The organism is Bradyrhizobium sp. AZCC 1678 (assembly GCF_036924765.1).
Taxonomy (GTDB): domain Bacteria; phylum Pseudomonadota; class Alphaproteobacteria; order Rhizobiales; family Xanthobacteraceae; genus Bradyrhizobium; species Bradyrhizobium algeriense.
The window spans coordinates 3,485,908-3,510,692 of sequence record NZ_JAZHSE010000001.1; the positions used below are offsets into that span (position 1 = coordinate 3,485,908).

Consider the following 24,785-nt stretch of genomic DNA (forward strand, 5'->3'; position numbering starts at 1 on the left):
CAGGCGATTCAGTCAATCGCGCACAGGCATGATGGAGCCGGCCGGCGCTCATGCGTATCTGATCCTGGGATCGATCACGCCATAGAGCACGTCAATCAACAAATTGATCGCGAGAAAGAACAGCACCACAACGAAAATAGAGCCCTGGACAGCGGGAATGTCACGCTGCAGCACACTGTCGACGAGCAGCGAGCCGATGCCCGGCCAGGAGAACAATTTCTCGACCACGACCGCCTGTCCCATCAACGCGCCGAATTGCAGGCCGATCGTCGTGAGAATGATGACGAGAGCATTGCGCATCACATGCCACTTCACGACCCGGGTCTCGCTCATGCCCTTCGAGCGCGCCGTCCGGACAAAATCCGCGGTCATGATCTCGAGAACCGCCGCGCGCGTCGTCCGTGCCAGCAGCGCCATTGGCGAGACACCGAGCGTCACCGCAGGCAGGATCAGATATTTGAGCCCTCCATCGCCATAGCCAAAACTCGGCAGCCAGCCGAGTTTCAACGCAAACAGGTACATCAGCAGCAGCCCGAGCCAGAATTTAGCCATTGAAAGGCCGGAGACCGCCACGACCATTGAGATCGTGTCGACGATGCCGCCCGGCTGGAGCGCTGCGATGAACCCGAGCGGTACGCCGATCACAATCGCAAACATCATGGCGGCAAATATCAATTGCAACGTTGGCCACATTCGTTTGGCGATCATGGTCGTGACCGGCTCGCGCGTCCGGAACGACGTCCCCAAATCGCCTGTCGCGAGCCTGGCAATGTAGGCGCCGAAGCGGACGTAGACGGGATCGTCGAGGCCGAGCTGCTTTTTCATGCGCTCCGCGACCTGCGGGTCCGCCGCACCCCGGCCGTCATCGCTCATGCTCGATACGATACTGCCCGGAACGACGCTGAACAGCACAAAGATCACCAGCACGACAGCCAGCACGGTCGGAACGGTTTGCAGGATTCGACGGATCAGGAAGGCGAGCATTGCAACTATTTCTCCCTTCCTCCATCGTTGCTTGCGATGGAGGGAGGGTGAGCGCGCGTGTCACTTCGCGGGCGAGGTTTCGTCGACCCAGAGGTCTTCGACGTTTTGATGGGTCAGTTCCGTCGCGTTCAACTGAATCCCCTTGAGCCACGGCTGCACCGCCATGACCGCCTTGTTATAGTTGAAGAACCAGACCGGCGCTTCGTCATAGAGCAGGGCATTGGCCTTTTGCAGCAGCTGGACGCGCTTGGCGGCGTCGTCGGTCTGACCGGCCTCATCGATCATCTTGTCGAAGTCCGCGTTCTTGAAGGTCGTGTAGTTGCAGGCTGATTGCGGTGTCGATGAGTAGAAGCATTTCAGCGCTGCCTGGGGATCCGGGCCGGTCGCCATGGAATAGACATAGGCCTGGAAGTCGCCCTTGCGAAGGACCTCCGCCAGCACCGCGGTCTCGACCTGCTTGACCTTCACCTTGATGCCCACTCTGTCCAACATCGGAATAATGGCCTCGACGATCGGCAGGCCCCAGCTTTCATTCTGGCTCGTCGTCCATTCGAATTCAAAGCCGGTGGGATAGCCGGCGTCCGCAAGCAACTGCTTCGCCTTCGCGGGATCGAAGGCGTAGGGCTTCATCGTCTTGTCGTAGAGCGGCGAGGTCGAGGTCAGGGGCAGCCAGCTTGTCGCGCGATAGGCCTTGCCTTTGACCAGCTTGCTGATGATCAGGTCGGTGTCGATCGCATGGTTGATCGCCTGCCGGACCCGCTTGTCGGCAAACGGTTTGAATCCCGGATTCATCCCCATGTGACGCGTGAAGACCTCGGCGACTTCAGCGATAGTGCCCTTAAGGTTGGGGTCGGCCTGATAGGCGACGTATTGCGCAGGTCCCAGCACAGAGGTGTCGATTTCCTTGTTGCGGAAGGCGACGTCGCGCGCCGCGGCTTCGCCCATGGTCGAGACGATGAGCTTGTCGGCATACGGCTTGCCGGGCTTGTAGAACCTGTCCCACCGCTCCAGAACGACGCGCGATCCCGGCACATGCTCGACGAATTTGAACGGCCCAAGACCGATCGGCTTCTGGATGAAGCCCTCCTTCGCGCCTTCGTCGGCGGGATAGATCGAAGTTATCGCGGTGAAGAAGTAGAAGCCTGGATCGACCTTCTCGGTCAGCTTCATTTCAAGCGTGAAGTCGTCGATTTTCTTCAGGCCGGAGATTTCCTTGGCCTGGCCCTTCTCGACCTCGGCCGCGCCCTCGATCACGCGGACAAAACGCGCCCCGGGATAGGCCTTGGAGCCGTCCATGATGCGATTGAAGCTCCAGATGACGTCATCCGCCGTCATCTTGCGGCCGTGATGGAAATAGGCGTCGTCGCGCAGCTTGAAGGTGTAAACGAGACCTCCGCCCGAGACGGTGACCTCCTTGGCAAGCTCCGGAACCGGCTTGCCCTCAGCGGAATCCCAGAAGTAGAGCGAGCGATGCAGGCCTTTGGCGAATATCTCGTCCTGGGCGCGCTGTGTCGTATGGATGTCCATGCTGGAGAAACTGGAGCCATAGGGCGCCGTCATACGAATGGTTCCGCCCTTGCGCGGTGTCTGGGCCTCCGCCGTGGCGGCGAGTGCCAGTCCCAAACCAGCCACGATCGCAATCTTCTTGAACATCACGGTTTTCTCCGACAGTGCAGGAGTATTCCGATCAGCGAGTTGACCACTCGCAGCGTATCAGGCGCAAGCTCCCCATTATGGCGATCGGGACCAATACTTGTGCAGCGTCAGCGCGAGGGGTGGGACGACCATAGAACGGAAGCACGTGGTGCGCCATCTGGACGGCGGCAAATATCAAGGTTGAGTAACGGCATTCGACATTGCATAATCTTCGGTCAGTCGGAGCGCGTAGGGCGGATTAGCCGAAGGCGTAATCGCCGCTGCAGCTCAAATGAGATGGCGGATTACGCTGCGCCAATCCGCGCTGCGCGCCGTCAGCGACCGCAAACGCATGGCGCCGTTGCTCTGGACACGAGCCTGCCGCATTGTCCAAAATCTCCCGGTACAGAGCGGAGGCGCCGATGCCGATCATCGATTCCCAGGTTCATGCCTATGAGGCGAACAGTCCGACGCGGCCCTGGCACAGTGTGCCGAACTGGCCCGATCACGTCACGGGTGACGAGATGGTGGCGGCGATGGACAAGGTTGGCGTCGACGGCGCGATCTTTATCTCCGCCTTTTCGTTGTACCGCTACGATGCCAGCTATGCCGTGGAAGTGCAGCGGGCCCATCCCGGCCGGCTCGCCATCGTCAAGCCGCTCGACCCCGACGACCCTGATGTAGCCGACGTCGTCGCGGAGTGGAAGAAGACGCCGGGGGCGGTCGGAATCCGCATCATGCTGAGGAAGGAGGAGAAGCGCGCGACCGATGATCCCGGCCTCGACCGGATTGCGCGCGCGGCCGTTCGTTACGATTTTCCACTCAACCTCCTGTGCTGGGACAATCTGGACGCGGGCAGGGCGCTGATCGATCGCCATCCTGACACGCGGTTCATCATCGACCATCTGGGCATCCTGCAGCCGCGCGTGCCGCCGGCGCCGTCCGAGCCTTTTGAGCCCTGGGCCGACCTTCCGAAGGTGCTCGAACTCGCCAAGCGTCCGAACGCCGTGATCAAGGTCAGCGGCGCCTGCACGCTGTCCCGCGAGCCGTATCCTTTCCCTGATATTTGGGATCCGCTCGCCCGCGTGTTCGATGCCTGGGGCTTCGATCGCTGCTTGTGGGGCACGGACTGGACGCGGGCGTTTGCAGTCGTCAACTACGAGCAGGCCGTCGAGCCCTTCCTCAAGACCAGCCGCCTTGATGACGCCGAGCGGGCCATGCTGATGGGTGGCGCCTGCATCAAGGCCTATGGCTGGTCGCCGAAGAAAGGTTAGCGCGCCCGAGGGGAACCCCGCTAACCCCCCGCCGCAGTCCTTGACGTTCCCCCAATTCGTGTCCATATGTCGGATAATCGACACTTGGCCGAACTGCTGGGCGCTTTGCCTTGCCACTGACAGGCACGCACGTTTCAGACCCTTCCCCAAAAATCGATCAACCGACGAAGGTGCCGATCCGTCGGTGTCTCGATCCTACGTGCACCGTCAGAAGGAAATATCTCTTTGCATAAGACAGCTGTGCAGTGCTCTACCACGCAAGAGGGCGCTGGCTTCATTCAACCTGCCTCCATTCATCCTCCTGATGGCGGCGAGGACGTCCTCAAGGCCCGGCGCTGGCAGCGCATCTTGAGCAACTACAGCACCCCAAGTCGGCTGCGCAGCATTGCCGAACTGGCGATCACGGCCCTGCCGCTGGTGATGCTGTGGGCCGCGGCCTGGTTCACGTTCTCCCTCGGCCATGCCTGGGCGTCATTACTTATCGCTATTCCGGCGGCCGGCTTTCTCGTGCGCCTGTTCATGATCCAGCACGACTGCGGTCACGGCACCTTTTTTGCCGGCCGTCTGGCGAATGACTGGGTCGGCCGCGTCATTGGCGTGCTCACGCTCACGCCCTACGACTGCTGGCGCCGCTCGCATGCGATTCATCATGCCACCACCGGCAACCTCGATCGCCGCGGTATCGGCGATCTCGATACGCTGACCGTGCGCGAATACCGGGCGCTTCCCTGGTGGGGCCGTCTGAAATACCGCCTTTACCGCCACCCGCTGATCATGTTCGGGGTCGGGCCGGCCTATCTGTTTCTTTTGCAACAGAGGCTCCCGGTCGGCCTCATGCGCAATGGTTGGCAGCCCTGGGCCAGTACAATGGCAACCAATCTCGCGATTGCCGTGATCGTCGCCGTGCTCACATGGTTTATCGGCATCAAGGCGTTCCTGCTCGTGCACCTTCCGATTACGCTCCTGGCCGGCACGGCCGGCGTATGGCTGTTCTACGTGCAGCATCAGTTTGAGCACACGATGTGGGACCGCGACGACAGCTGGGACCTGCGTCAAGCCGCGCTGCACGGCAGCTCACATTATGAACTGCCGGCGCTGCTACGCTGGTTCACGGCCAACATCGGCATTCACCACGTGCATCACCTCAGCAGTCGTATTCCCTATTACCGGCTGCCGCGCGTGCTGCACGACCATCCTGAGCTGCGCGACGTCGGTCGCATCACGCTCCTGCAGAGCTTTCAGTGTGTACGGCTTGTATTATGGGACGAGGCGCAGCGCCGCCTGGTGTCGTTCCGGGAAATCTGAGTCCCGGGAATTTTCAGGAAGCCGCGCGTAGGGCGGAGGGCGGATTTAGCCCAACGGGTCCGCGCAAAAGCGCGGCCCGCCATGAGTGCAATTGCGCTCGCGCAGTGATGACAGGCTCCGGCGTAATCCGCCGCCAAGTCTCAAGTAAGATGGCGGATTACGCTGCGCTAATCCGGCCTACACGCCGCCATCAAAGCCATCGAGCGCGCTTGAAACGCACGTAGAGCACCGTGCAAAGCAGGACGATAATGCCGACGATGATAAAGTAGCCGTATTGCGTCTTCAACTCGGGCATATTTTCAAAATTCATGCCGTAAATCCCGGCGATCGCGGTGGGTACGGCCAGTATCGCGGCCCAAGCGGCCAGCTGCCGCGTGATCACGCCCTGACGCTGCTGCTCCAGCAGATTGCTCACTTCAAAAACCGAAGTCAGAACGTCTCGCAAGGAGTTCACCATCGCATCGACGCGTCGCACGTGGTCCAGGACGTCCTGGAAATAGGGACGAGCGTTAGCATCGAGGCACGGTGTATCAAGGTGGACAAGCCGGCCGCAAACCTCCGTCATGGGGCCGATGATCCTCTTAAACCGGATCAGTTCCTGGCGTAGCCCGAAGATCCGCTTGACCTCTGCACGGCTGAGGAAGTTGTCGAGAGCGCTTTGTTCCATGGCTAGGACGCGTTCCTCGATCGTTTCGACAATCGGGAGATAGCCATCAACGATAAAGTCGAGGATGGCGTGGAGAACATAGTCTGGGCCTTGGCCCAGCAGGCTAGGCGCCGCTTCGAGTTGCGCGCGGAGTTCGCTATGCGCCCGTGCCGAGCCATGCCGAACCGAAATGATGAAATTTTTCCCGGCAAAAATTGCGGTTTCGCCATAGGCGATGTGGTCGCGCTCAAGATGAGCGGTGCGTGTCATTACAAACAGTTGATCGCCGTAAACATCAACCTTCGGTATTTGGTTGGCTTTGAATGCGTCCTCAATCGCAAGAGGATGGAGTCCATAGTTTTTCTCAAGTTGCTCAAGTTCTCGTTCCGAAGGCTCGAATAAGCCGATCCAGACAAACTCGGATTTTCCCTTGCAATCGATAGGCTCGTCCAAGGAAACGACTTTTACATTCTTGCCATTACGATACAGGTGGGCTGCCACGACGCTCACAACGAGCTTCCTCCGAACTTATTGAGCGGGGTGCACCATCCAATCAATTGAGCCGCTTGGCTACATTTGTTGCAGTCCCTGCAGCGCTCGCGCCCGCGGATTCAACCGGCGGGCCGGGCGTCGGCTCTCCCCCGTGCATGTTGACGGTCAAGCACCAGGGCCAAGACACGCACAACGATGCTGACCAGCGTATCTGGTGCCGAAGGGCGTTCGTCCGGGTCGAATGCTAGTCCAATGACGGCATTCGGGCCTTCGGCCGTCTTCACAGGCCAAAAGTCAAACCGCGAGGCCAGGTTCGGGTAGACGTCGCTGCGCATGACAGTCCCGGTTGCCAGCGACGATCGCGCCGCCTCCAATTCGGCCTCCTGGGGTTCTACGTCGCCGACTCTCTCTAGGGAAACCACTCTGTCGCCCTCCGTAACGAGCATCACGACGGCAGGAACCTGGAAGAGCGCGGCAAGGGCTTGCGAAGTGATCGAGACGATCGCCTTCGTATTGCCGGCCGCGACGACGTCACGGCTGTAGCCTTGCAGCATAGCCGTCTGTCTTCTTAGCAGTGCCGCCTCGGTCGCCCTCTGGCGGGAGGTGAAGGCAACGCCGCTCACGATGAGACCGACGACAAGCAGCAGTCCAATCGCCCAGATGTTCGCCGCGTCGTCGACGGCCAGCGAGTAGCGAGGCTCGGTCAGGAAAAAATTGAAGGCCAAGGCGCCAAGGATCGCCGAACAGAGTGACGGGCCCAGGCCGAGGCTGACGCCCGCGATGATCACCGGAACGACAAACACCAGGGACAGGTTTGGAATGCTCACCCTGGTGTCGACACCGACAGCCACGACCGTCGCGACGGCGGTCATTGCAATGGAAGCAAGGTAGCGCATCACTTCCGATGTGACAGGGCCAAAAAGGGGAACGGCATCGGGCGCCGGGGTCATGTCCTGCAGCTTCGATTCAACGTCGGTCACCGCTTCAACTCCTGGCTTTAACTCCTGCCTGGCACCTGGACGACAACGCGTTGGCCGAAGAGCAAACCGGCCAAAGCCCTGATAAGCTGACCCGAGTATATCCCAACTTCACCGGCGCGTGAGCCGCATGAAACTTGAGTTCCATATGTCATCCAGACCACGGCGACATCTGGAACGCAGGAAACGGGCTTATGGCCTGCTGCCGTCGGCGAGGATGATCATCGCGTTGACCGCGATGCTGACGGCCAGAAGGCCGCCGAGCAGCACGGCCAGGCGCATGGACTTTTTCGACATCCATTCCGCCAAAAGGGCGCGCCATTCCCAAACAACGGCTTGCGCAGACATGGCTCATTCTCCATTCCGTTCGGTCGTGATTTTCGACCGCACGCGAGAGATCGGTCTGCCGGCATATAAAATCGAGAGGACGAGCCGGCCGGCGGTATAGGAACGTCATAAAGGTTCCATGCCCGCTGACTGCGCGGAGGGCGGATTAGCCCAATGGGTCCCGCGCAAAAGCACGGCCCGATGACAGGCTTCGGCGTAATCCGCCGCTGCATCCCAAATAAGATGGCGGATTACGCTGCGCTTGATTCGCCTTGTGGTGCTCCCCGCCGCACCTTCCGATCATCGGTTCAAACGCGCTACGACGAGGTGATCGAACCGGACCTCTGTTTACTGCGGGGGCCTTCAGTTTAACGCGGTGTATGGGGCTCAACCGGCAATTTTCGGACCTCAGCCTTGGATCCCAGCCTTGGACCTCAGCCTTGGACCTCAGCCTTCCTGGGCGGCTCGGGGCTCATTTTTCTTTGGCTTGGTTCGAACGGTGGCCGGAGCTGCGATCTTGTCCCTCATTTCAGCACAGGTCTTGCGTACCTCCGCCATCACCAGCGAATAGGTCTCAATCTGGAGGAAGACGCGCTTGGCCTCCTGGCGGTATCGCTCCGCGGTTTCCTTGAGCTCATCGATCACGACGAGCGTCTCGCGGCTCATGGCCTCGCATTGCTTGACGTGCTCGACCAGCTCAACGCCGAGGGCCTCGATGTCTTTCGCCACAGCTTCGTATTCGCGGACAACAGCCTCCGCCGACAGCTTGCCGATCTCGGTGGCCCCGTCGCGATGCTCGACATAGTCGGGCAGCGCGAGATCCGGCGCGCGTACCGAAGGCGGCGCGAAATCGCTCGGCTGGGATTCGCGATCCTGCGGCAGCTTTCGAAATTCTTCCTCGATCTCGCGTTCAAGATCGATCGCATCAAAGATCGGCGGTTTGGTCGACTGCGCCATGACAATGCTCCTTGAATGAAAATGTGAGCGGGCAGGCAAAAATGCTGCTAAAGGGTTAGCTGCTCGGGAAAACCAAGCAACAGAAGCCCTTTGGTAAGCTTATTAGTTAAGCTTTATGTCCGCGCTGCGGGTTAATTCTGGAACCGCAAACGCTCCCAATAGGGATGGCGGATTACGCTGCGCGTGCGCCGTACGCGCTGAAAGCGGAAGACGTAATCAGACTCGGTCGCCTTGGGCTGCAGCTAGTTCACGGGTCCCTGGCCGCCCATCGTCTCCATCTCCGGCTCCTCGGGTCTGACGCCCTGGGCGCGGTTGACCAGCATCGTGATCACCCAGAGCACGACGCCGATGGCGATCAAGACCCCGGCGACGTGGTACTGAACGATCGCCCGTCCGGTCCATGGCCCGGCCAGGAATGCGCAGGTGATTGCGCCCAGCACCGGCAGGATCGTCGGCGTGCGAAAATGGTCGTGCGCAACGCTATCCTTGCGCAGCGCCAACACCGCGATATTGACCACCGCAAACACACAGAGCAGCAGCAGCGCGGTCGTTCCGCCGAGCGCAGGCACTTCGCCGACGATGGTGATCAGTCCGAACGCCAGCAGCGTGGTGAAGCCGATCGCGATATAGGGCGTACGCCGGCTCGCATGCACCTTGCCAAGCAACGGCGGCAGCACATGTTCGCGGCTCATGCCGTAGACGAGCCGGCTCGCCATCAGCATGTTGATCAGGGCGGAGTTGGCGACCGCAAACATGGTGATGAAGCCGAAGATCCAGACCGGAAAGTTCGGCGCGCCGGCCTGCACCACTTTCAACAGCGGCGTCTCTCCTTCGCCGAGCTGCGCCGGCGGAACCAGCGTAATCGCCGAGACAGAGACCAGCACGTAGATTGCGCCGGTGATGAACAGGCCGGCGAGCAGCACTTTTGGGAAATCCCGTGTCGGCTCCTTGCATTCCTCGGCCATGTTGACGGAATCTTCGAAGCCGACCATGGCGAAGAAAGCGAGCGTGGTCGCGGCGATTATCGGCCAGATCAGACCGGCATCGCCTGCCTTGAACTGCATGACGCGCGAGACGTCACCCTGACCCAGGCTGATCGCCCACAGGCCGATGACGATGATGATCAGCAGGCCGGTTAGTTCGACGCAAGTCAGAACAACGTTCGCTTTCACGCTTTCGCCGACGCCGCGGAAGTTGACCGCGGCAACGATCGCCATGAAGACGAGACCCGTCATGGTGATGCCGAACCCCGACAAGCCCAGGCCAAGCGCGCTCGACATGTTTGCAGAGAAAGCTCGCGAAGCCGTGGAAGCGGAGGTAATTCCCGAGCACATCACCGCAAACGCAATGATGAACGTGATAAAGTGGATGCCGAACGCCTTGTGGGTGTAGAGCGCGGCGCCTGCGGCCTTTGGATATTTGGTGACGAGTTCGAGATAGCTCAGCGCAGTGATCAGCGCCACGACAAAGGCGACAAGGAACGGCAGCCAGACGACGCCGCCCACCTGGTTGGCCACCTGGCCGGTGAGTGCATAGATGCCGGTGCCGAGAATGTCACCGACGATGAACAGCAGGAGGAGCCACGGGCCCATGACACGATTCAGGCTCGGCTCGGCATCAGTGGTGGCAGGTGATACAGGTGTCGCGGCTTTCAAGGAGAGATCGGTCATCGCACAGCCTCTCAACTGATCTTGCACGCGCATTCTTGTCGCAAAGCTGATACCGCCTGTTGCGACTCACGCGTGCGTCTGGCGTCGTTGCCAGCACACAGCGTATTGGCTTTCACGCCGCCGCCAAGACTTATTTGCGGTGATGATCGAACTGCGATGTGGAAAGCGCGGTGCGGGTGCGAAATGGAACCCGCACCGCGCCCGTCTCGAAGCCGTTCAGTGGCGGGTGATTGGGATGGTAGTCGCGCAAGCCGAAGAAGAATTGAGTAAAGTTTTCCCACTTCCACTTTTGTGGGCGCCGATCATCACGGCGGCAAATATCCAGGTTGAGTAACGGCCGTTCGACCTTGCATACTCTCTCTAACCATTCGGAGGAAAAGCGATGCAATTGCGGGTCTTTGGGCGCACGGGAATGCGGCTTTCGGTGCTGGGCTTCGGTTGCGGCGCGGTGGGCGGATTGATGGTGCGCGGCGATGCTGCCGACCAGGAGCGAACCATCGCGCGGGCGATTGCCGCCGGCGTCAACTATTTCGACACCGCCGTGCAGTACGGCGACGGCGAATCGGAGAAGAACCTTGGCCGCGTTTTGCAAAAGCTGAAGCCGGCCAACGTCGTCGTCGGCACCAAGGTCCGATTGCCGGCTAGCGAGACCGGCCGCATTGATGATGCGGTCGGAGCATCACTCGAAGGCAGCCTGACGCGGCTGCGTCTTGAACAGGTCGACATCCTTCATCTTCACAATCCGATCACCGAGAACGGCGGCGGATCGGCGCTCAGCGTCCGGCAGGTGCTCGACGGTGTGGTCCCGGCGTTCGAACGCCTGCGCCAGCAGGGCAAGATTCGCTTCCTCGGGATGACGGCGCTCGGCGACACGGCGGCGCTGCATCAGATGATTGGTGCGCGCGTCTTCGACAGCGCGCAGGTCGTCTACAACATGCTCAATCCATCCGCGGCCTGCGAATTGCCGGCGCGCTATCCGGCGCAGGACTATGCGCGATTGTTCGATGCGACCCAGGCTGCCGGCGTTGGGGTCGTGGGCATCCGCGTGCTGGCCGGCGGCGCGCTGTCGGGTTCGGCCGAGCGTCATCCGATTGCGGGGCCGGCGCCTGAGCCGATCGGCTCGGCGGTGAGCTACGATGCCGATATCGATCGCGCGCGCCGCCTCATGCCGCTGATAGAGGAGGAGTTCGCCACCAGCCTGACCGAAGCCGCCACGCGGTTTGCCCTGTCTCATCCGGCGATGGGTACGATCCTGGTCGGCATGGCGACGCCGCAACAATTCGAGGACGCGCTCGCTGCTGCCGAAAAAGGTCCGCTGCCGCAAGCTGCGCTCGACCGGCTTTCGGCGCTGCGGCAGGCCTTTTCAGGCGAACCGCGATAAGCATTGATGGTGGGCACGGCGTGAAGAACGCCTTTGCCCGCCCTGCAAAGCTGCGTCGATCTTGCTGTCCGAATTCTGCAGCGCGGGCGCCAGCGTGGCGTCGGGCTGCGGTGTGATCACCGGCAGGGTCGGGCGCTTATACGGATGCGGATCCTTTCGTCGAACGCCAAAATGGCAAATGACAGTGTCGATGCTTTCATCTGGCCTTCGCAATCTTCGTCCATGCTGCGCCAGCCAGGCCTGTATCCTTGCGATCGAAGCCCGGCCGACCCCGCTGATCTCCGAAAGCTCACGCCTTGTGTGCAGGGATATGATCTCGGGAAGGAAAACGGCGCGATCGGCAGCGCACCGCACGACGAATGATGCGTATGGCGCATTCGTCATCAACTGGATGATCCTGTCCGGCAGATCCGCGCCGGAAGTGACGGCAACCTTGTTTGCTCTCGTCATATGAAGCAGCTTGATCCTGAATACGATAGGTGGGGTGAACCTGAATCATCCTAAGGTTGCTCGCAATCATGCATGACCGCGTCAAATTATCACGCGCCATGAATTGATGTGCTCAACGCAGTCAGCACTTTAGAATTAGAACAATTAGAAACTACTGCGCTCAACTCGGGCAATCGACTTGCAACGTTGCCCGGTTGTCACAGACGCAAATCGTCGTGCACGCACACCATCATCTTAGATGACTTCTACTCGCCCATTCGACTTGGGAAGTTAGAACGACTTCGTGAGAGTTGGGGTGAAAGTATGACGTATGCGATTGCGACCGGAAATGTTGTGCGTGTTATTTCGTTGGGGGCGGTGAGCTATCTTGCTCTTTCGCTGGATTTTGCAAGTGGTCAGAAAGCATTCGCGCAATCGAATTTGCCGCCGGTCACCGTCGATGCTCCAGGGCAGCAACGTGCGCGGCCCGCAGCACAGAGATCGCAGACATCCACCTCGCGTGTGCAACGGCGTGTTGCTGCACCGGCGCCTCGCCGCGTCGAACCGGTCCCATATGTGACGCCTTCGACCGGAACGCTCGGCGCACCGCCGGCTCCCTATGCTGGCGGACAGGTGGCGACGGGCGGCAGCCTCGGATTGCTCGGCAACCGCGGCGTGATGAATACGCCGTTCAACCAGACCAGTTACACGGCAGAACTGATTGCAAACCAGCAGGCACGCACCGTCGGCGATGTCCTGTTCAACGATCCGTCGGTCCGGATGAAGACGCCCGCCGGCAACGGCATCGACGGCCTCTACATCAGAGGTTTCTACCACGACAGCGGCGACTTCTTGATGAACGGCCTCTATGGAATGGCACCGTTTTATGCATCATCGGCGAATTTCCTCGATCGTGTCGAGGTTCTGAAGGGGCCGGGTGTGCTGCTCACCGGCATGCCGCCCGCAGGTGGCATCGGAGGCAGCATTAACCTGGTGACGAAGAGCGCGCCCGACTTCGACATCACGCAGTTGACCACGAGATATATATCCAAATCCCAAGTCGGAGCGCTGGTCGATGTGGCACGGCGCTACGGCGAGCACAAGGAATGGGGAATCCGGTTCAATGGTGGGGGAGGAGGCGGACGGACCGCGTTCGACCGGCAGACCGATCAGATCGGCAACGCCGTACTCAATATGGACTACCGCGGCGAGCGTGTGCGCTTCTCCGCGGATCTCGGTTACCAGGCCGAAAATCTTTCGCCGCCGCTGCGGTTCCTGACGTTCACCACCAGCCCTCCTTTTGCGACCACCATTCCGGTTCCAGCCTTACCGAAGCCCGGCGCCAATTACATGCCGGACTGGGCGTCGTGGAAGCCGAGGGACACGTTCGCAATGGCGCGCGGCGAAGTCGATCTGACCGAGTCGGTCACAGCATATGGCGCGTTGGGATACCACAAGAGCGAGATCGACTACATCTATCCGTCGCCGCGCATTACGAACGCCAACGGCAACTGGACGGCCGCTCCCTTCAATGGACGCGACGTCTATGACAATTATGCGGGTGAGGTCGGCGTTCGCGCTTCGGTTGACACCGGCCCCGTCAACCACCTCCTGACCGTCAACTACTCGGCCTTCGATCGGGACTACAGTTCGTTCGGTAAGGCCGGCGCGGCCGTCAATTCAAACCTGTACAACCCGGTCGCGATCCCTTACCCGAACTTCGCCACCGTCGTCCAAAATCTGGAGACCCGGACGAAGCTTTCGAGTGTCGGCATCGCGGACACGATGTCGATGTTCGACAACAGGCTTCAGTTCGTCGTTGGGGCCAGACGGCAGACGGTGGGTGTGGACAGTGTAAATCTCCTGAGCGGCGCCAAATCGAGTATCGATGTTCCGATCTGGAGCCCCGGCTATGCAGTAATCGTTAAGCCGGTGGAGAACGTCTCGCTCTACGCGAACTACATCGAGGGTCTCAAGGTGCCGGAAGTTGTCACCGGAGCCACGACGTACTCGAACGTCGGAGAAATCATTCCGCCTGCTCAGACCAAGCAGAAGGAAGCCGGCTTCAAGATCGATATGGGCCGCATCACCTTCACGGCGAGCGTGTTCGATATCACCAGCCCGAACACGATGTCGGTCCCTGTGCCGGGAGTAGTACTACCCGCAAAGCGACTTGCCGGCGAGCAGCGCAATCGTGGCCTCGAGCTGTATACCTTCGGCGAACTGACGCCGACGTTCCGAGTCCTGGGCGGCGTGACTTTCATCAACGGCGAAGTGGTCAAGCAAGCGGTCTCGGTTGGACCGATCATTATCAGCTACAACGGCAATACACCCGTGGGTGTATCGGCGACAAACCTCAATCTTGGCGCCGAATGGGACACTCCGTTCATGCGTGGGCTCACGCTGACGGGTAGGGTCATCTATACCAGCGAGAGTTACGCCAACGATGCGAATACGCAGGAGCTGCCGGCGTGGACGCGAGTCGACCTCGGTGCGCGCTACACCTTCACGTCACCCTGGAACGGCAAGCCGATTGTCGTTCGCGCCAGTGTCGAGAACGTCTTCAACGAGGCGTACTGGAACTCCTATCGCACGGTTAGCAGCGCCGTATCCCTCGGCGCTCCCCGAACCTATCTGCTGTCGACGACGTTCAATTTCTGAGGTGAGGAGAGGCAACTTGGCGGCTGCGAACTCCAGCACTGCGGAACCCGGCCGCCTGCATCCCTGGCTGCGCGCGTTGCTGGCCGGACCCTGCGCCGTGGGGCTCACGGTTCTCATCATCGCCGTGATGCCGTTCTGGGTGCCCAAAGGGAGCGGCGGAGTTGACCACATCGCGTTGCCGTTGTTCTTCATGCCGGCGATCTGGGGCTTGATCTTCTTCTATGCCTTGCTCGACCGGAGCCTCGGCCGCATCGTGATCATCATGACGGGCATCGCCGTCATTCACCTGATCGCGTTAAGAGCTATTCTGTTCGGCTGAGACGATCCTTCGACCCCGCGGAGAAGCCGTGATTAACCTGAAAGCACGCGAAACCAAGACGCTGGTGGCGGTCCACGGCTGGGCCGGCGCATTGCTGGGCCTGTTGCTGTACGCCGTCATCGTAACCGGCACGGCCGCCGTGTTCGCGAACGAAATCAAGGCCTGGTCGGGCGGGCTGCTCGGAACGAGCGAGCCGCTGAGCCAGCCGCTCCATGCCGTGCTCGCGCGGCTGGAGGCGGAAACGCCCGCTCAGTTCCGCGAGGACCTCTCCTTGCGGGCGACGCCCGCCGGCAATGTGTGGGTGTTCTTCCACACCGACGAGACGATCAACGGCGCGCGCCGCGAGCGCGGAATCCTCACCACGATCGGGCCGGAGGGCCGGATCGTCTCGCGCGCCGAAGGTTTTGGCAACGAACTCGCGGCCAACGATCCGTTCACGGCGCTCGGGCGCTTTTACGTCGACCTGCATGTGCGGCTGCACCTGTCGAATCCGTGGGGGCTGATCCTCACGGGCATTCTCGGTCTCGCCATGCTGGTGGCGGCGGTCTCGGGCATCCTGATGCACCGGCACTTGTTCAGGGACATCTTTATCCTGCGCGGACGTGACCGGCTGGTCGGCCTGCGCGACCTGCACTCCGTCGCAGGCACCTGGACGCTGCCGCATGCCTTCGTGCTCGCGTTCACCGGCGCCTATCTCAGCTTCACCATCGCGGTCGCCTTGCCGATGCTGGCGAAGATCGCGTTCAAGGGCGATGTGCGCGCGATGGTCACGACGCTCAACGGGATGCCCATGGTCGATCCGCGTCCTGCCGCATCCGCCAATCTCGACGACATCCTGTCCGATGCGCGCAGGCGCTCCGACGCGCCGCTGTTGTTTGCCGCGTGGGAAAACCGCGGCCGCGCCGACGCGCGCATTACCGTATTTCCGGCGCCCAGGCGCGGCGATCTGTCGGCGTCGCGCCTGATCTACAATGGGGCGACCGGCGAACTCATTCGTGAGCGGCCGATCGTCGGCACAAAACCGTCGCTCGGGGCATCCTTGCTCGGTCTGATCGGCCCGGTTCACTTCGGCAATTTCGCTGGATGGTGGTCGCGCGCCGTGTGGTTTGCGCTTGGCGCGGCCAGCGCCTACGTGGCCTGGAGCGGATTGAATCTCTGGGTCCGGCGACGCGCCGACCAGCGCGGCTGGCGCGTGATCGGGCGCGTGACCGCGTGGGTGGGAGGCGGCCTGCCTTTTGCGATGGCAGCGGCAGCCGCGGCCTATTTCATCAGCCTGCCGTCGCTGGCATCCGTGTTCTGGACGCCGGCGGCCTTTCTGATCGCTGCCGCACTCGCCGTTGTCCCGGCACTGCGGATGCGATCGATCGAGCGGGTCCCGCCGCTGCTGTTCGGCGCGACCGGCGTGTTGCTGATGGCGCTTCCGCTGCTGCGTGCCGCGGCCGGCGGCCCAAATTGGCGCGCAGCGCTTGCGACCGGGCAGAGTGCGGTGCCGGTGATGGATGTCCTGGTCGCGCTCGGCGGCGTCGCATGCGTGTTGTCCGCCACCATGGCATTGCGAACCCGCGAGCCGGCCGCATTCGAGGCGGGCTCCTTCGTGCAGTCCGCCGAATGATGCTGCTCGGCTGGCTCGGCCTGTCCGGCGCGCTGGCCAGCGCCGCCTGCATCGCGCTCCTTGCGGCGGTCGATCCGAAGCGTCGCGGCGCAGCTCCCGCGCGGCCCGGCTTACGCGGGTTGCTCTTGCTTGCGACATTCATGCCCGGCCTCGCCCTTGGCGTCGCCGGCCGCTGGAGCGATTTCCTGATCTGGGTCGGCGCGGCCGCCATCTCCGGATGGGCGATCGCGGCGCTGGCCAACAGGCGCCGCAAGCCGCGTCAGTAGCGGCGGATTCCGCTGCGCTACTAATCCATCCTACTAGCTAAACCCGACTTCATTTAGAGACTTGGCCAAAGGTCCATCCTTCTTCGCCAAAAGGGCCCAGCCCGGTTTGGCCCCATCCTTCATCACTGCAACCAATTTCCTCTGTATCAATATGCGCGCCAAACACGCGCCATCTTCGCAAGACCAATCTATATCGATGTCAGCGGAGGAGTTAGGAAATCGAAACTCCGAGGAGCTTCGGACGTAGTCCAATGGATTTGCGAAGGGCGCACCACTTGGATCATGCCACTCGGGCACGTCCGGAGCAGGACAACGGTTGTAAAGCCACACGTCGCCGCAGATATCGCCCCGGGAATCCAGAAGGTACGCATATCCGACCCGTCCATCGTCCTCAATCACGAGGGCACACTTGCCGTCACTCGCGGTGAACCTGACCGTCTCGCCAATCACAATTGATCTCTCCATAGATGCTATGCCGAGGCCACGCTAATCTCCTGCTATCTCATTCCAGCGCCCGAAATCCCGCCGCATCTCAAACAAGATGGCGGATTGCGCTGCGCCAATCCGCCCGACGATCGCAAGTACGCATCGCAGCGTCATCGGCTACAGCGTCACCACGATCTTGCCGAGGTGCTTGTTGGCTTCCATGTGCTCGAACGCTCTTCCGATCTCGGCGAAGGGATAGACCTTGTCGATCGGCAGTTGCAGTTTTCGCGATTCCACCGCGCCCCAGATGTCCTTGCGGACTTCGTCGAAAATCTCGCGGATTTCCTCGATGGTGCGGGTGCGGAAGGTGACGCCGATATAGTTGATGCGGCGGGCGGCGTGGAGGTCGAAATTGAAGTCGGCGTGGGTGCCGCCGAGCCGGCCGACATTGACGATGCGGCCCTTGACCTTGGTTGCCGCGAGATTCTGGTTCGCAACCTTGCCGGAAACCTGGTCGACGATCAGGTCGACGCCTTCGCCATTGGTGGCTTTCAGCACCTCGTCGACCCAGCCGGGATCGCTGGAATCGATCGCCAGATCGGCGCCGAACTCCTTCAGCCGGCCGCGGCGCATCGCATCCGTCGAGGAGCCGATGACGAGTTTTGCGCCCTTGAATTTTGCGATCTGCATCGCCATCAAGCCGACGCCGGAACTGGCGCCCTGGATCAGGACCGTCTGGCCTTTCTGCAGCGCGCCGTTGGTCACGACCGCGTTGTGCATGGTGGCGAGCGCGACCGGGAGGGTGGCGGCCTCCTCGAAATTCATGTTTGAGGGCGCGCGGAACAGCCGGCCATGGTCAGCCAGCGTATACTCGGCAAACGCCGCACCGCCCGAGCCCATGATCTTGTCGCCGACCTTGACGCCCTTTGCATCAGGGCCGAGCTCGGCGACTTCGCCGGCCCATTCCATGCCGAGCACGGTGCCGACGCCGCCGGCCGCGCCATGCACATGGCCCTTGGTCATGCCGAGATCGGCGCGGTTGAGGCCGCAGGCATGGACCTTGACCAGCACCTGCGTGCCCTTCGGCGAAGGTTTTGCAATTTCGGTGATTTCAGCGCCGTTGGCGCCGTAGACATAGGCTTTCATGGGCTCTTCTCTTTAGTTGGCCACGCAGGGGCCGCTTGCTCGGCGGCCTGTCTTTTTTACTTGCGTCAAGCCGCCTATTCGGCCGCCTGCCGCTGGGCGCCCGACATCATGCCTTCGAGCCGGCTGCGGATGATCGCTTCCGCATCGCGCATGATGCGCGACACCAGTTCGGCGCAGGTCGGAATGTCGTGGATCAGGCCCTAGACCTGGCCGGCCGACCAGATGCCTTCATCGGCATCGCCTGTCGCGTAGACCATCTTGCCGCGGGCGCCGGCGACCAGTTCGCGCACGTCCTCGAATTTTGCGCCTTCCTTCTCCATTGCAACGACCTTGGTCGAAATCGTGTTCCTGGCGACACGCGAGGTGTTGCGCATGGTGCGGAAGATCAATTCGGTCTCGCGCTCGTCATTGGCGACGATGCGCTCCTTCACGAGCTGATGGATCGGGCTTTCCTTGGTGCACATGAAGCGCGTGCCCATGTTGATGCCCTCGGCGCCGAGCGCGAGTGCGGCGACCAGGCCGCGGCCGTCGCCGAACCCGCCCGAGGCGATCATCGGGATCTTGATCTTGTCGGCGGCGGCCGGGATCAGGATCAGGCCGGGGGTGTCGTCCTCGCCGGGATGTCCGGCGCATTCAAAGCCGTCGATCGAGAGCGCATCGACGCCCATCCGCTCCGCCGACAGCCCGTGACGGACGCTGGTGCATTTGTGGATGATCTTGATGCCGTGCTTCTTGAACTCGGTGACGTGTTCCTGCGGCTTGTTGCCGGCGGTCTCGACGATCTTGATGCCGGCCTCGATGATCGCCTGGCGATACTCGGCATAGGGCGGCGGCTTGATCGCGGGAAGAATGGTCAGGTTGACGCCGAACGGCTTGTCGGTCATGTCGCGGCAGCGCGCGATTTCCTTGGTGAGATCCTCCGGCGTCGGCTGCGTCAGCGCCGTGATCAGCCCGAGCGCGCCGGCATTGGCGACGGCCGCGACCAGCTCGGCGCGGCCGACCCACTGCATGCCGCCCTGGACGATCGGATGCTCAACGCCAACGAGTTCGGTAAATCGCGTCTTCATGTCTGCCCTCTGTGTTTCCATAAGCATTTTCCAATTGGAAAATGCGTTTCCTATAATTTTATGTCCGCGGGAGGCCGCGCACGTCATCTTGTGAGATTTCGGAGAACAGGATGCCGTCACCCCCCACAAAAGTCTACGGGGAGCGGGCGTAGGTCAGGGCAACGCCATCATGCAAAAGCGAGGACTTGTTCCGCAGTGCGAACAATTGCGCATGGAGTCCGGCATTTCCTGAGAACACCTCGCTAATCGGATATGCTGCGGACACGCCAAAATCGACTTTTTTGACCTGGACCGGACATGGGCTGAACGGGCATTGCGACGCAACACATTGCTGCTTTGGTTTTCATCCAGGGTGCTGCGCACGATGCATCCAGGGACTTGCCGATCTTAAGCGCCATGAACGATCCTCGCAAAGTCGACATCTACTCAGCCGAGCACAAGCGCGACCCGTTTCCGTTCTATGCGTTTCTTCGCAGCGAGGCGCCGGCTTTCGAAGTTGGCGTACCCGTCCTGAAGCGGGCGTGGCTGATTACGCGTTACGATGACGTGGCCCTGTGCCTCCAGGACAGCGCCAGGTTCGTCAAAGACGCGGGCAATGCCGGCTTGCGCTCGCCCAAGTCCATGCCGTGGTGGACACCGGCGAGCCTCAGGACACTCTCGGAGAACATGCTGGACCTGGACGATCCCGCACATCGAAGGCTGCGGGCCCTCATCAACAAGGCGTTCGGCCGTGCACGCATCGAGCAGTTGCGAAACCGCACCGAAGTCCTGGCTGAGGGTCTCGTCGATCGGTTGCGCGCCAAGTCGAAGCCCGACCTTATCGAGGATTTCGCGCTTCCGCTGCCGTTGACCGTGATCTCGGAGCTGCTGGGCCTGCCCGAAGAGGCCCGGACGCGCTTTCGGAAGTGGACCAATGTTTTTCTCGGAGCGCGATCGGAATTTCGCATGGCGCTCTTGCTGCCCTCGATCTTTGCATTGATGCGATATTTGCGGCGCCTCGTTGCCACGCGCCGGCGCGCCCCGAAGGATGATCTCATCTCCGCGCTGATCGCCGTGGAGGAGGGGGGCGATCGGCTGAGCGAGAGCGAGCTCATTGCCATGCTGGTGCTCCTGATCATCGCCGGCCACGAGACGACCGTGAACCTGATCGGGTCCGGAATGCTGGCGCTGATGGAGAATCCGCGCGAAAAAAAGCGGCTCCTCGGAGATTTCTCGCTCCTTGGATCTGCAGTCGAGGAGTTGTTACGCTTCACGGCACCCGTCGAGACCGCAACGGAGCGATATGCGGCACAGGACATCGACCTGCACGGCACCACGATCAGGCGCGGCGATGTTATCTTCCCCGTCATTGCCTCCGCCAACCGGGATGCGAAGAAATTCGCGGAGCCCGATCGGCTGGACTTGGCCCGCAAGCCCAATCCGCATCTTGCGTTTGGAGATGGCGTTCACTTTTGCGTCGGCTCGCATCTGGCGAAGATGGAGGCCGAGATCGCGTTCGGTTGCCTGCTGCGACGCCTGCCTGAGTTGACGCCTGCCTGTCCTGCTCACGAACTGCAGTGGCGCGCCGCGCCGGTCGTTCGTGGCCTCAAGTCGTTGCCGGTCATCGCGTAGTCGTTGTTGCGCCGGAAGACCCGTCGGGCTTTCACCGCCAAGAACCCCGCACGGTTGCCCAACAGCGGACCAAATTCGAACTGGCGATATCCGAGTCAGGGGCGTCTCGGTGCCCGAAGTGCGTACAGTCTTTGGTAGATCATCGAGTCCGGTATCCAATCAAGCAAGGTGTGTCCAAGTGGCAGCTTGATCAGGCCAGCGATAATTCTGGATGAAGGCGGATACCAATAAACCGACAGGTTATAAAATTTAAGCGGAGTGAACCCCAAAGTCGTAAACTCGTGCATCAATCGCTTATGACTGAAGTGCCTTCTGTAATCCACAATTGGACCCGAGAGCAGAAGTATTTTGTCAGGGTGTTCTTTGGCAACTTTCTCCAGGAACGCTCCCTGCTCTTGAAAGGACAGATAGTAGACGCATTCGAGGGCCGCAATCACATCGTAACCCTCGAATGAAGCTTGTAAAAAATCAGCGCATTCAAATCGGGCATTTGGCAGGTTCAGCGATTTAGCGCGAGCAATCGCTACATCGCTTATGTCGATGCCAACCACGGATCGTGCTTTGTTAAAAATTGTTTGGGTCAGGTGACCTTCACCACAACCCAGTTCAAGAACGGATTTGCCGCGGATGAACGGCTTCAGGCGTCGGCGCAAGACCTTATCCCTGAACTGCGCGTGGGAAATATGCCAGGGGTCAGGAGTTGCGTAATAGAGATTGAAATCTGCGGCCGTTCGCATTGCTGGTTTCCGCATTACGCCTGGTTAGAAAACAAGAGTTCTTCGCGAGTTCCCCAAAACTGATTGTCGGTGCTGCACAGGCGCGATCCCGGCGCTTAGCGACTTTCCTTTGGGGCAACGCCTATTGCATTTTCACCCTTTCGCGCCATCGCGCTTCGAAACTGTCAGAACCTTCCAGTGCTCGGGCTTGCGCATCTAACGGATCGCCAGGCTTCTCTGTGACAACGCTTTGAACTTCTTCTCTGTCGGAAACGGGTTGCGCGAATGCCCCCTTGGGCCATTCCAACAACGATTTTGAAAGCATGGGCTTGCCTTCGTACCAGCACTTTCGTCCATCGATCAGACGATAGGACCACCAACGCCCGTGCGGATTTGATGGTGCTGCGGCGCTGCATTGTTGTTTGGCCTGCGCGGCGGTTGGCGTCCCAACTGGTAGGAGCGTAGCAACCCAGGCGGCCAAGGCGATTGCTGGCAGTTTCCTCATTTGCGCACTGAGAGATTGCTCTGCTGCTGCAAGCGACTTACAGCAACTACCAAATCGGGGCGTTCGAGAACTTCCACGAGCTTGTCGAGGATAAGCTCATTGTTTTGCGGCCGGGGCCGAAGGTATTCTTCCAGTATGAGTTGCGCTTCGTTAATCGCCTGAAGAGCCAATTGCTGATCAGTCATCTCTTCTTCCTCCCCATCAAAGAAATGCCGTCCGACCGGGAAAAAGAGGCAAGAAATCAAGCCTCCTTTTGGGAGATATCCCCGCTTTTTCTGGATTATCCGATCAATTTTTATTTCAACGCGGGAGGCGTTTTCTGGTTCCACACGCTTCCGAAGTTCCTTGGCACCTTCGAACGGCGCGCCGCGCCTGAGCCGGAGCGTTTTGTGAAGTTCCGCTCTGGCGGCGCTGTTCGGAAGTGGGGCGGTCTCCGACCTATCCGCAAATGACCGTCGAAACGCGAAGGAAGATCTTCGATCGCGCGGTTGCCGACAAGCTCACCATTTCGGGTACTCGCTGGTTGATGCCGACCGTCGGCACGCTGGCCAAGGATGGCAGCAGCTACGTATTCGCAGCCGAAGGGTAATCGTTGCGAGAGTGGCACCTTCGTTTCCACGAAGGGCGCTCGACGTGCTTGCTGACATGCCAAAATCGACGCTTTAACCCGAAGCGGGACACCCGGGCTCTTGCTTGAACTGACGACACCGCACTTCACGGTAAACTGAGACCCCACCACCGGGCGCCTCGTGCTAATCTGGCTAAGGCAGGTTCTGCGTGTGTGCGGTCCAGCATGCCAAACGGACCAAAAGGGCGATGCATCTTCTTCACCGAGCGTGGTCGGCTGATTGCGCTAGCCGTCGCGGTGGGCTTGGTGTTCGGCCTGGCCGGACCTACCTCTGCACAGTTTTTTAATTTCGGCGAATATCAGCAGCGACCGCAACCGCAACGTGGCGGCGGCTGGTTTGGTAACGAACAACGCGGTGGAGGCTGGTCCGGTAACGAACAACGTGGTGGAGGCTGGTTCGGCAACGACACGTTTGCGCCGTACCAGCAGCAGTACGCGCCGCCACCTCGTTCGCATGGGCGGCAAGCGCCCCCGGCGGTGCGCGAGGATTTTTCAAAGGCCCCGCCGCCCGAGAAGCGCAACACTGTACCCGAGCGCCACATTCTTGTGCTCGGTGACGCCATGGCGGACTGGCTCGCCTATGGGCTTGAGGACGTCTATGCCGATCAGCCTGAGATGGGCGTGATCCGCAAACACAAGTCAGCCTCCGGCCTGATCAAGTATCAGCCGAAGGGCGATCCAGCCGATTGGGCCGCCGCCGCCAAAGGCATTCTCGCCGTCGAAAAAGCGGACGCCATTGTCGTCATGCTCGGGCTTGACGACCGCGTCGCAATCCGCGAGCCGACACCCGAAAAATCCGACAGTAAGCCGGGGGACAAGAAGGACGCCAAGGCCAAACCTGATGGCAAGCCCTCGGTCGCAAAACCCGCGGTGAAGCCCGATGGTGCAACCAAGGTGACGGATACCGAATTGTCGCCAGACGATGCCGCCGACAACAATGACGCGCGACCGGTCACTGGACCGGAGAAGAGCGCGGGCTCGCCGAACGGCCTCCATGAGTTTCGCGAGAAGCGCTGGGTCGAACTCTACAGGGAAAAGATCGACGAGATGATCGGCGTACTCAAGTCCAAGGGTGTGCCAGTGCTGTGGGTGGGTCTGCCGGCGGTACGCGGCCCCAAGGCGACCGCCGACACGGCGTTCCTGGATACGCTCTATCGCGATGCGGCCGGCAAGGCCGGCATCACCTATATCGACGTCTGGGACGGATTTGTCGATGAAGCCGGCCGCTTTTCACAGCAAGGCCCCGATTTCGAAGGGCAGATCCGCCGGCTGCGCTCCTCCGATGGCGTGTACTTCACCAAGGCCGGCGCGCTCAAGCTCGCGCATTATGCCGAGCGTGAAATCAACCGGCTGCTGGCTGCGCGTTCCGCGCCGATTGTGCTGCCCACCGAACCGGCAACGCCCGACGCCAGTGCTCGGCCGGATCAGCCGGCGCCGCGTCCGCTGGCCGGGCCGATCGTTCCCTTGGTGGGCTCTTCTGTCGGCACGGATCAACTACTCGGCGCTCCCGGGGCGCGGCCGATGGCGATCGATGCGCAAGCCGCCCGGGTCTTGATCACAGGTGAGCCCTTGTCGGCACCAGCCGGTCGCGCCGACGATTTTGCCTGGCCGCGACGCGAAATTGGACGCGAAGGGGCCAAGGGTGACACGCCAGTGGCGTCAACATCGCTCGATGCCAATGCGCGAGCGCCGGCGGCGTCGCTAAAGCCGAAAAAGCAGCGCCGCTAGAGCCCGATCGCTTTTGGCGCTCC

Annotated in this window: 23 protein-coding genes and 1 pseudogene; 11 read left to right on the plus strand and 13 right to left on the minus strand. The window is 61.0% G+C overall.

Going from position 1 to position 24,785, the window contains the following annotated elements:
* Positions 1-48 precede the first annotated feature (48 nt).
* Both V1294_RS16410 and V1294_RS16415 read right to left on the minus strand, forming a co-directional pair.
* Positions 49-984 carry an ABC transporter permease gene (locus V1294_RS16410; RefSeq protein ID WP_334482121.1) on the minus strand — a complete coding sequence of 312 codons (936 nt, stop codon included), beginning with the start codon at positions 982-984 and terminating at the stop codon, positions 49-51.
* Between the two features lie 60 nt (positions 985-1,044).
* Positions 1,045-2,637: an ABC transporter substrate-binding protein gene (locus V1294_RS16415; RefSeq protein ID WP_334482119.1), complete on the minus strand. Its 1,593-nt coding sequence runs from the start codon at positions 2,635-2,637 to the stop codon at positions 1,045-1,047.
* A gap of 404 nt (positions 2,638-3,041) precedes the next feature.
* On the opposite strand from V1294_RS16415, the gene V1294_RS16420 reads away from it, so the two are divergent.
* Entirely contained in the window at positions 3,042-3,893 is an 852-nt protein-coding gene (locus V1294_RS16420) for an amidohydrolase family protein (RefSeq protein WP_334498599.1), read from the plus strand.
* 291 nt (positions 3,894-4,184) lie between these two features.
* Positions 4,185-5,198 carry a fatty acid desaturase gene (locus tag V1294_RS16425; protein WP_334504666.1) on the plus strand — a complete coding sequence of 338 codons (1,014 nt, stop codon included), beginning with the start codon at positions 4,185-4,187 and terminating at the stop codon, positions 5,196-5,198.
* Positions 5,199-5,388: 190 nt separating this feature from the next.
* On the opposite strand, the gene corA is transcribed toward V1294_RS16425, so the two are convergent.
* The 6 genes from corA to V1294_RS16455 form a co-directional block, all read right to left on the minus strand.
* Positions 5,389-6,354 (minus strand): magnesium/cobalt transporter CorA, encoded by a 966-nt coding sequence (corA, locus tag V1294_RS16430; RefSeq protein WP_334498601.1) that lies wholly within the window; start codon positions 6,352-6,354, stop codon positions 5,389-5,391.
* Positions 6,355-6,455: 101 nt separating this feature from the next.
* Complete coding sequence (locus tag V1294_RS16435) at positions 6,456-7,316, minus strand: DUF4118 domain-containing protein (RefSeq protein ID WP_334498603.1); 861 nt, start codon at positions 7,314-7,316, stop codon at positions 6,456-6,458.
* A gap of 189 nt (positions 7,317-7,505) precedes the next feature.
* Positions 7,506-7,661: a hypothetical protein gene (locus V1294_RS16440; protein WP_334498605.1), complete on the minus strand. Its 156-nt coding sequence runs from the start codon at positions 7,659-7,661 to the stop codon at positions 7,506-7,508.
* 426 nt (positions 7,662-8,087) lie between these two features.
* Positions 8,088-8,597 (minus strand): hypothetical protein, encoded by a 510-nt coding sequence (locus V1294_RS16445; RefSeq protein ID WP_108513011.1) that lies wholly within the window; start codon positions 8,595-8,597, stop codon positions 8,088-8,090.
* A 242-nt stretch (positions 8,598-8,839) separates the two neighbouring features.
* The gene (locus V1294_RS16450; protein ID WP_334498607.1) at positions 8,840-10,267 is read right to left on the minus strand and encodes an APC family permease; all 1,428 of its coding nucleotides are present in this window, start codon (positions 10,265-10,267) and stop codon (positions 8,840-8,842) included.
* A 130-nt stretch (positions 10,268-10,397) separates the two neighbouring features.
* Complete coding sequence (locus V1294_RS16455; protein WP_334498608.1) at positions 10,398-10,655, minus strand: hypothetical protein; 258 nt, start codon at positions 10,653-10,655, stop codon at positions 10,398-10,400.
* On the opposite strand from V1294_RS16455, the gene V1294_RS16460 reads away from it, so the two are divergent.
* Positions 10,650-11,648 (plus strand): aldo/keto reductase, encoded by a 999-nt coding sequence (locus V1294_RS16460; RefSeq protein ID WP_334498610.1) that lies wholly within the window; start codon positions 10,650-10,652, stop codon positions 11,646-11,648. The two genes, V1294_RS16455 and V1294_RS16460, sit on opposite strands and share 6 nt — an antisense overlap.
* Here V1294_RS16460 and V1294_RS16465 read toward each other — a convergent pair.
* Positions 11,631-12,035, minus strand: coding sequence for a hypothetical protein (locus V1294_RS16465; protein WP_334498612.1), 405 nt, complete (start codon positions 12,033-12,035; stop codon positions 11,631-11,633). The two genes, V1294_RS16460 and V1294_RS16465, sit on opposite strands and share 18 nt — an antisense overlap.
* 366 nt (positions 12,036-12,401) lie before the next feature.
* On the opposite strand from V1294_RS16465, the gene V1294_RS16470 reads away from it, so the two are divergent.
* From V1294_RS16470 to V1294_RS16485, 4 genes are read left to right on the plus strand one after another with little or no spacing between them, the layout of a single operon-like run.
* Positions 12,402-14,738 (plus strand): TonB-dependent receptor, encoded by a 2,337-nt coding sequence (locus V1294_RS16470; RefSeq protein ID WP_334504668.1) that lies wholly within the window; start codon positions 12,402-12,404, stop codon positions 14,736-14,738.
* Between the two features lie 16 nt (positions 14,739-14,754).
* Positions 14,755-15,057 (plus strand): hypothetical protein, encoded by a 303-nt coding sequence (locus V1294_RS16475; RefSeq protein WP_334498615.1) that lies wholly within the window; start codon positions 14,755-14,757, stop codon positions 15,055-15,057.
* A gap of 28 nt (positions 15,058-15,085) precedes the next feature.
* The gene (locus tag V1294_RS16480; RefSeq protein ID WP_334498617.1) at positions 15,086-16,669 is read left to right on the plus strand and encodes a PepSY-associated TM helix domain-containing protein; all 1,584 of its coding nucleotides are present in this window, start codon (positions 15,086-15,088) and stop codon (positions 16,667-16,669) included.
* Complete coding sequence (locus tag V1294_RS16485; RefSeq protein WP_334498619.1) at positions 16,666-16,935, plus strand: hypothetical protein; 270 nt, start codon at positions 16,666-16,668, stop codon at positions 16,933-16,935. The genes V1294_RS16480 and V1294_RS16485 overlap by 4 nt, the downstream gene beginning before the upstream one ends.
* Before the next feature lie 603 nt (positions 16,936-17,538).
* Here V1294_RS16485 and V1294_RS16490 read toward each other — a convergent pair.
* Positions 17,539-18,507: a zinc-binding dehydrogenase gene (locus V1294_RS16490; protein ID WP_334498622.1), complete on the minus strand. Its 969-nt coding sequence runs from the start codon at positions 18,505-18,507 to the stop codon at positions 17,539-17,541.
* A gap of 74 nt (positions 18,508-18,581) precedes the next feature.
* A pseudogene (locus tag V1294_RS16495) lies at positions 18,582-19,574 on the minus strand (NAD(P)H-dependent flavin oxidoreductase).
* Between the two features lie 396 nt (positions 19,575-19,970).
* Here V1294_RS16495 and V1294_RS16500 point away from each other — a divergent pair.
* Positions 19,971-21,185, plus strand: coding sequence for a cytochrome P450 family protein (locus V1294_RS16500; protein ID WP_334498624.1), 1,215 nt, complete (start codon positions 19,971-19,973; stop codon positions 21,183-21,185).
* 95 nt (positions 21,186-21,280) lie between these two features.
* Here the strand turns inward: V1294_RS16500 and V1294_RS16505 are convergent, their stop codons facing one another.
* Positions 21,281-21,922 carry a class I SAM-dependent methyltransferase gene (locus V1294_RS16505; RefSeq protein WP_334482091.1) on the minus strand — a complete coding sequence of 214 codons (642 nt, stop codon included), beginning with the start codon at positions 21,920-21,922 and terminating at the stop codon, positions 21,281-21,283.
* Positions 21,923-22,402: 480 nt separating this feature from the next.
* Entirely contained in the window at positions 22,403-22,591 is a 189-nt protein-coding gene (locus V1294_RS16510) for a hypothetical protein (RefSeq protein WP_334482089.1), read from the minus strand.
* Between V1294_RS16510 and V1294_RS16515 the strand changes: the two genes are divergently transcribed.
* From V1294_RS16515 to V1294_RS16525, 3 genes are all read left to right on the plus strand, one after another.
* Positions 22,577-22,858: a hypothetical protein gene (locus V1294_RS16515; protein ID WP_334498627.1), complete on the plus strand. Its 282-nt coding sequence runs from the start codon at positions 22,577-22,579 to the stop codon at positions 22,856-22,858. The genes V1294_RS16510 and V1294_RS16515 overlap by 15 nt on opposite strands.
* Positions 22,855-22,995 (plus strand): hypothetical protein, encoded by a 141-nt coding sequence (locus V1294_RS16520; RefSeq protein ID WP_334482086.1) that lies wholly within the window; start codon positions 22,855-22,857, stop codon positions 22,993-22,995. The genes V1294_RS16515 and V1294_RS16520 overlap by 4 nt, the downstream gene beginning before the upstream one ends.
* A gap of 204 nt (positions 22,996-23,199) precedes the next feature.
* Positions 23,200-24,762, plus strand: coding sequence for an SGNH/GDSL hydrolase family protein (locus V1294_RS16525; RefSeq protein ID WP_334498629.1), 1,563 nt, complete (start codon positions 23,200-23,202; stop codon positions 24,760-24,762).
* Positions 24,763-24,785: the final 23 nt, after the last annotated feature.

Excerpts from the sequence above, each read along its gene's own strand:
- V1294_RS16410 (WP_334482121.1), bottom strand. The coding sequence starts at position 984 with ATGCTCGCCTTCCTGATCCGTCGAATCCTGCAAACCGTTCCGACCGTG.
- V1294_RS16415 (WP_334482119.1), bottom strand. The coding sequence starts at position 2,637 with ATGTTCAAGAAGATTGCGATCGTGGCTGGTTTGGGACTGGCACTCGCC.
- V1294_RS16420 (WP_334498599.1), top strand. The coding sequence starts at position 3,042 with ATGCCGATCATCGATTCCCAGGTTCATGCCTATGAGGCGAACAGTCCG.
- V1294_RS16440 (WP_334498605.1), bottom strand. The coding sequence starts at position 7,661 with ATGTCTGCGCAAGCCGTTGTTTGGGAATGGCGCGCCCTTTTGGCGGAA.
- V1294_RS16445 (WP_108513011.1), bottom strand. The coding sequence starts at position 8,597 with ATGGCGCAGTCGACCAAACCGCCGATCTTTGATGCGATCGATCTTGAA.
- V1294_RS16450 (WP_334498607.1), bottom strand. The coding sequence starts at position 10,267 with ATGACCGATCTCTCCTTGAAAGCCGCGACACCTGTATCACCTGCCACC.
- V1294_RS16460 (WP_334498610.1), top strand. The coding sequence starts at position 10,650 with ATGCAATTGCGGGTCTTTGGGCGCACGGGAATGCGGCTTTCGGTGCTG.
- V1294_RS16470 (WP_334504668.1), top strand. The coding sequence starts at position 12,402 with ATGACGTATGCGATTGCGACCGGAAATGTTGTGCGTGTTATTTCGTTG.
- V1294_RS16485 (WP_334498619.1), top strand. The coding sequence starts at position 16,666 with ATGATGCTGCTCGGCTGGCTCGGCCTGTCCGGCGCGCTGGCCAGCGCC.
- V1294_RS16490 (WP_334498622.1), bottom strand. The coding sequence starts at position 18,507 with ATGAAAGCCTATGTCTACGGCGCCAACGGCGCTGAAATCACCGAAATT.
- V1294_RS16500 (WP_334498624.1), top strand. The coding sequence starts at position 19,971 with ATGAACGATCCTCGCAAAGTCGACATCTACTCAGCCGAGCACAAGCGC.
- V1294_RS16505 (WP_334482091.1), bottom strand. The coding sequence starts at position 21,922 with ATGCGAACGGCCGCAGATTTCAATCTCTATTACGCAACTCCTGACCCC.
- V1294_RS16510 (WP_334482089.1), bottom strand. The coding sequence starts at position 22,591 with ATGACTGATCAGCAATTGGCTCTTCAGGCGATTAACGAAGCGCAACTC.
- V1294_RS16520 (WP_334482086.1), top strand. The coding sequence starts at position 22,855 with ATGACCGTCGAAACGCGAAGGAAGATCTTCGATCGCGCGGTTGCCGAC.
- V1294_RS16525 (WP_334498629.1), top strand. The coding sequence starts at position 23,200 with ATGCCAAACGGACCAAAAGGGCGATGCATCTTCTTCACCGAGCGTGGT.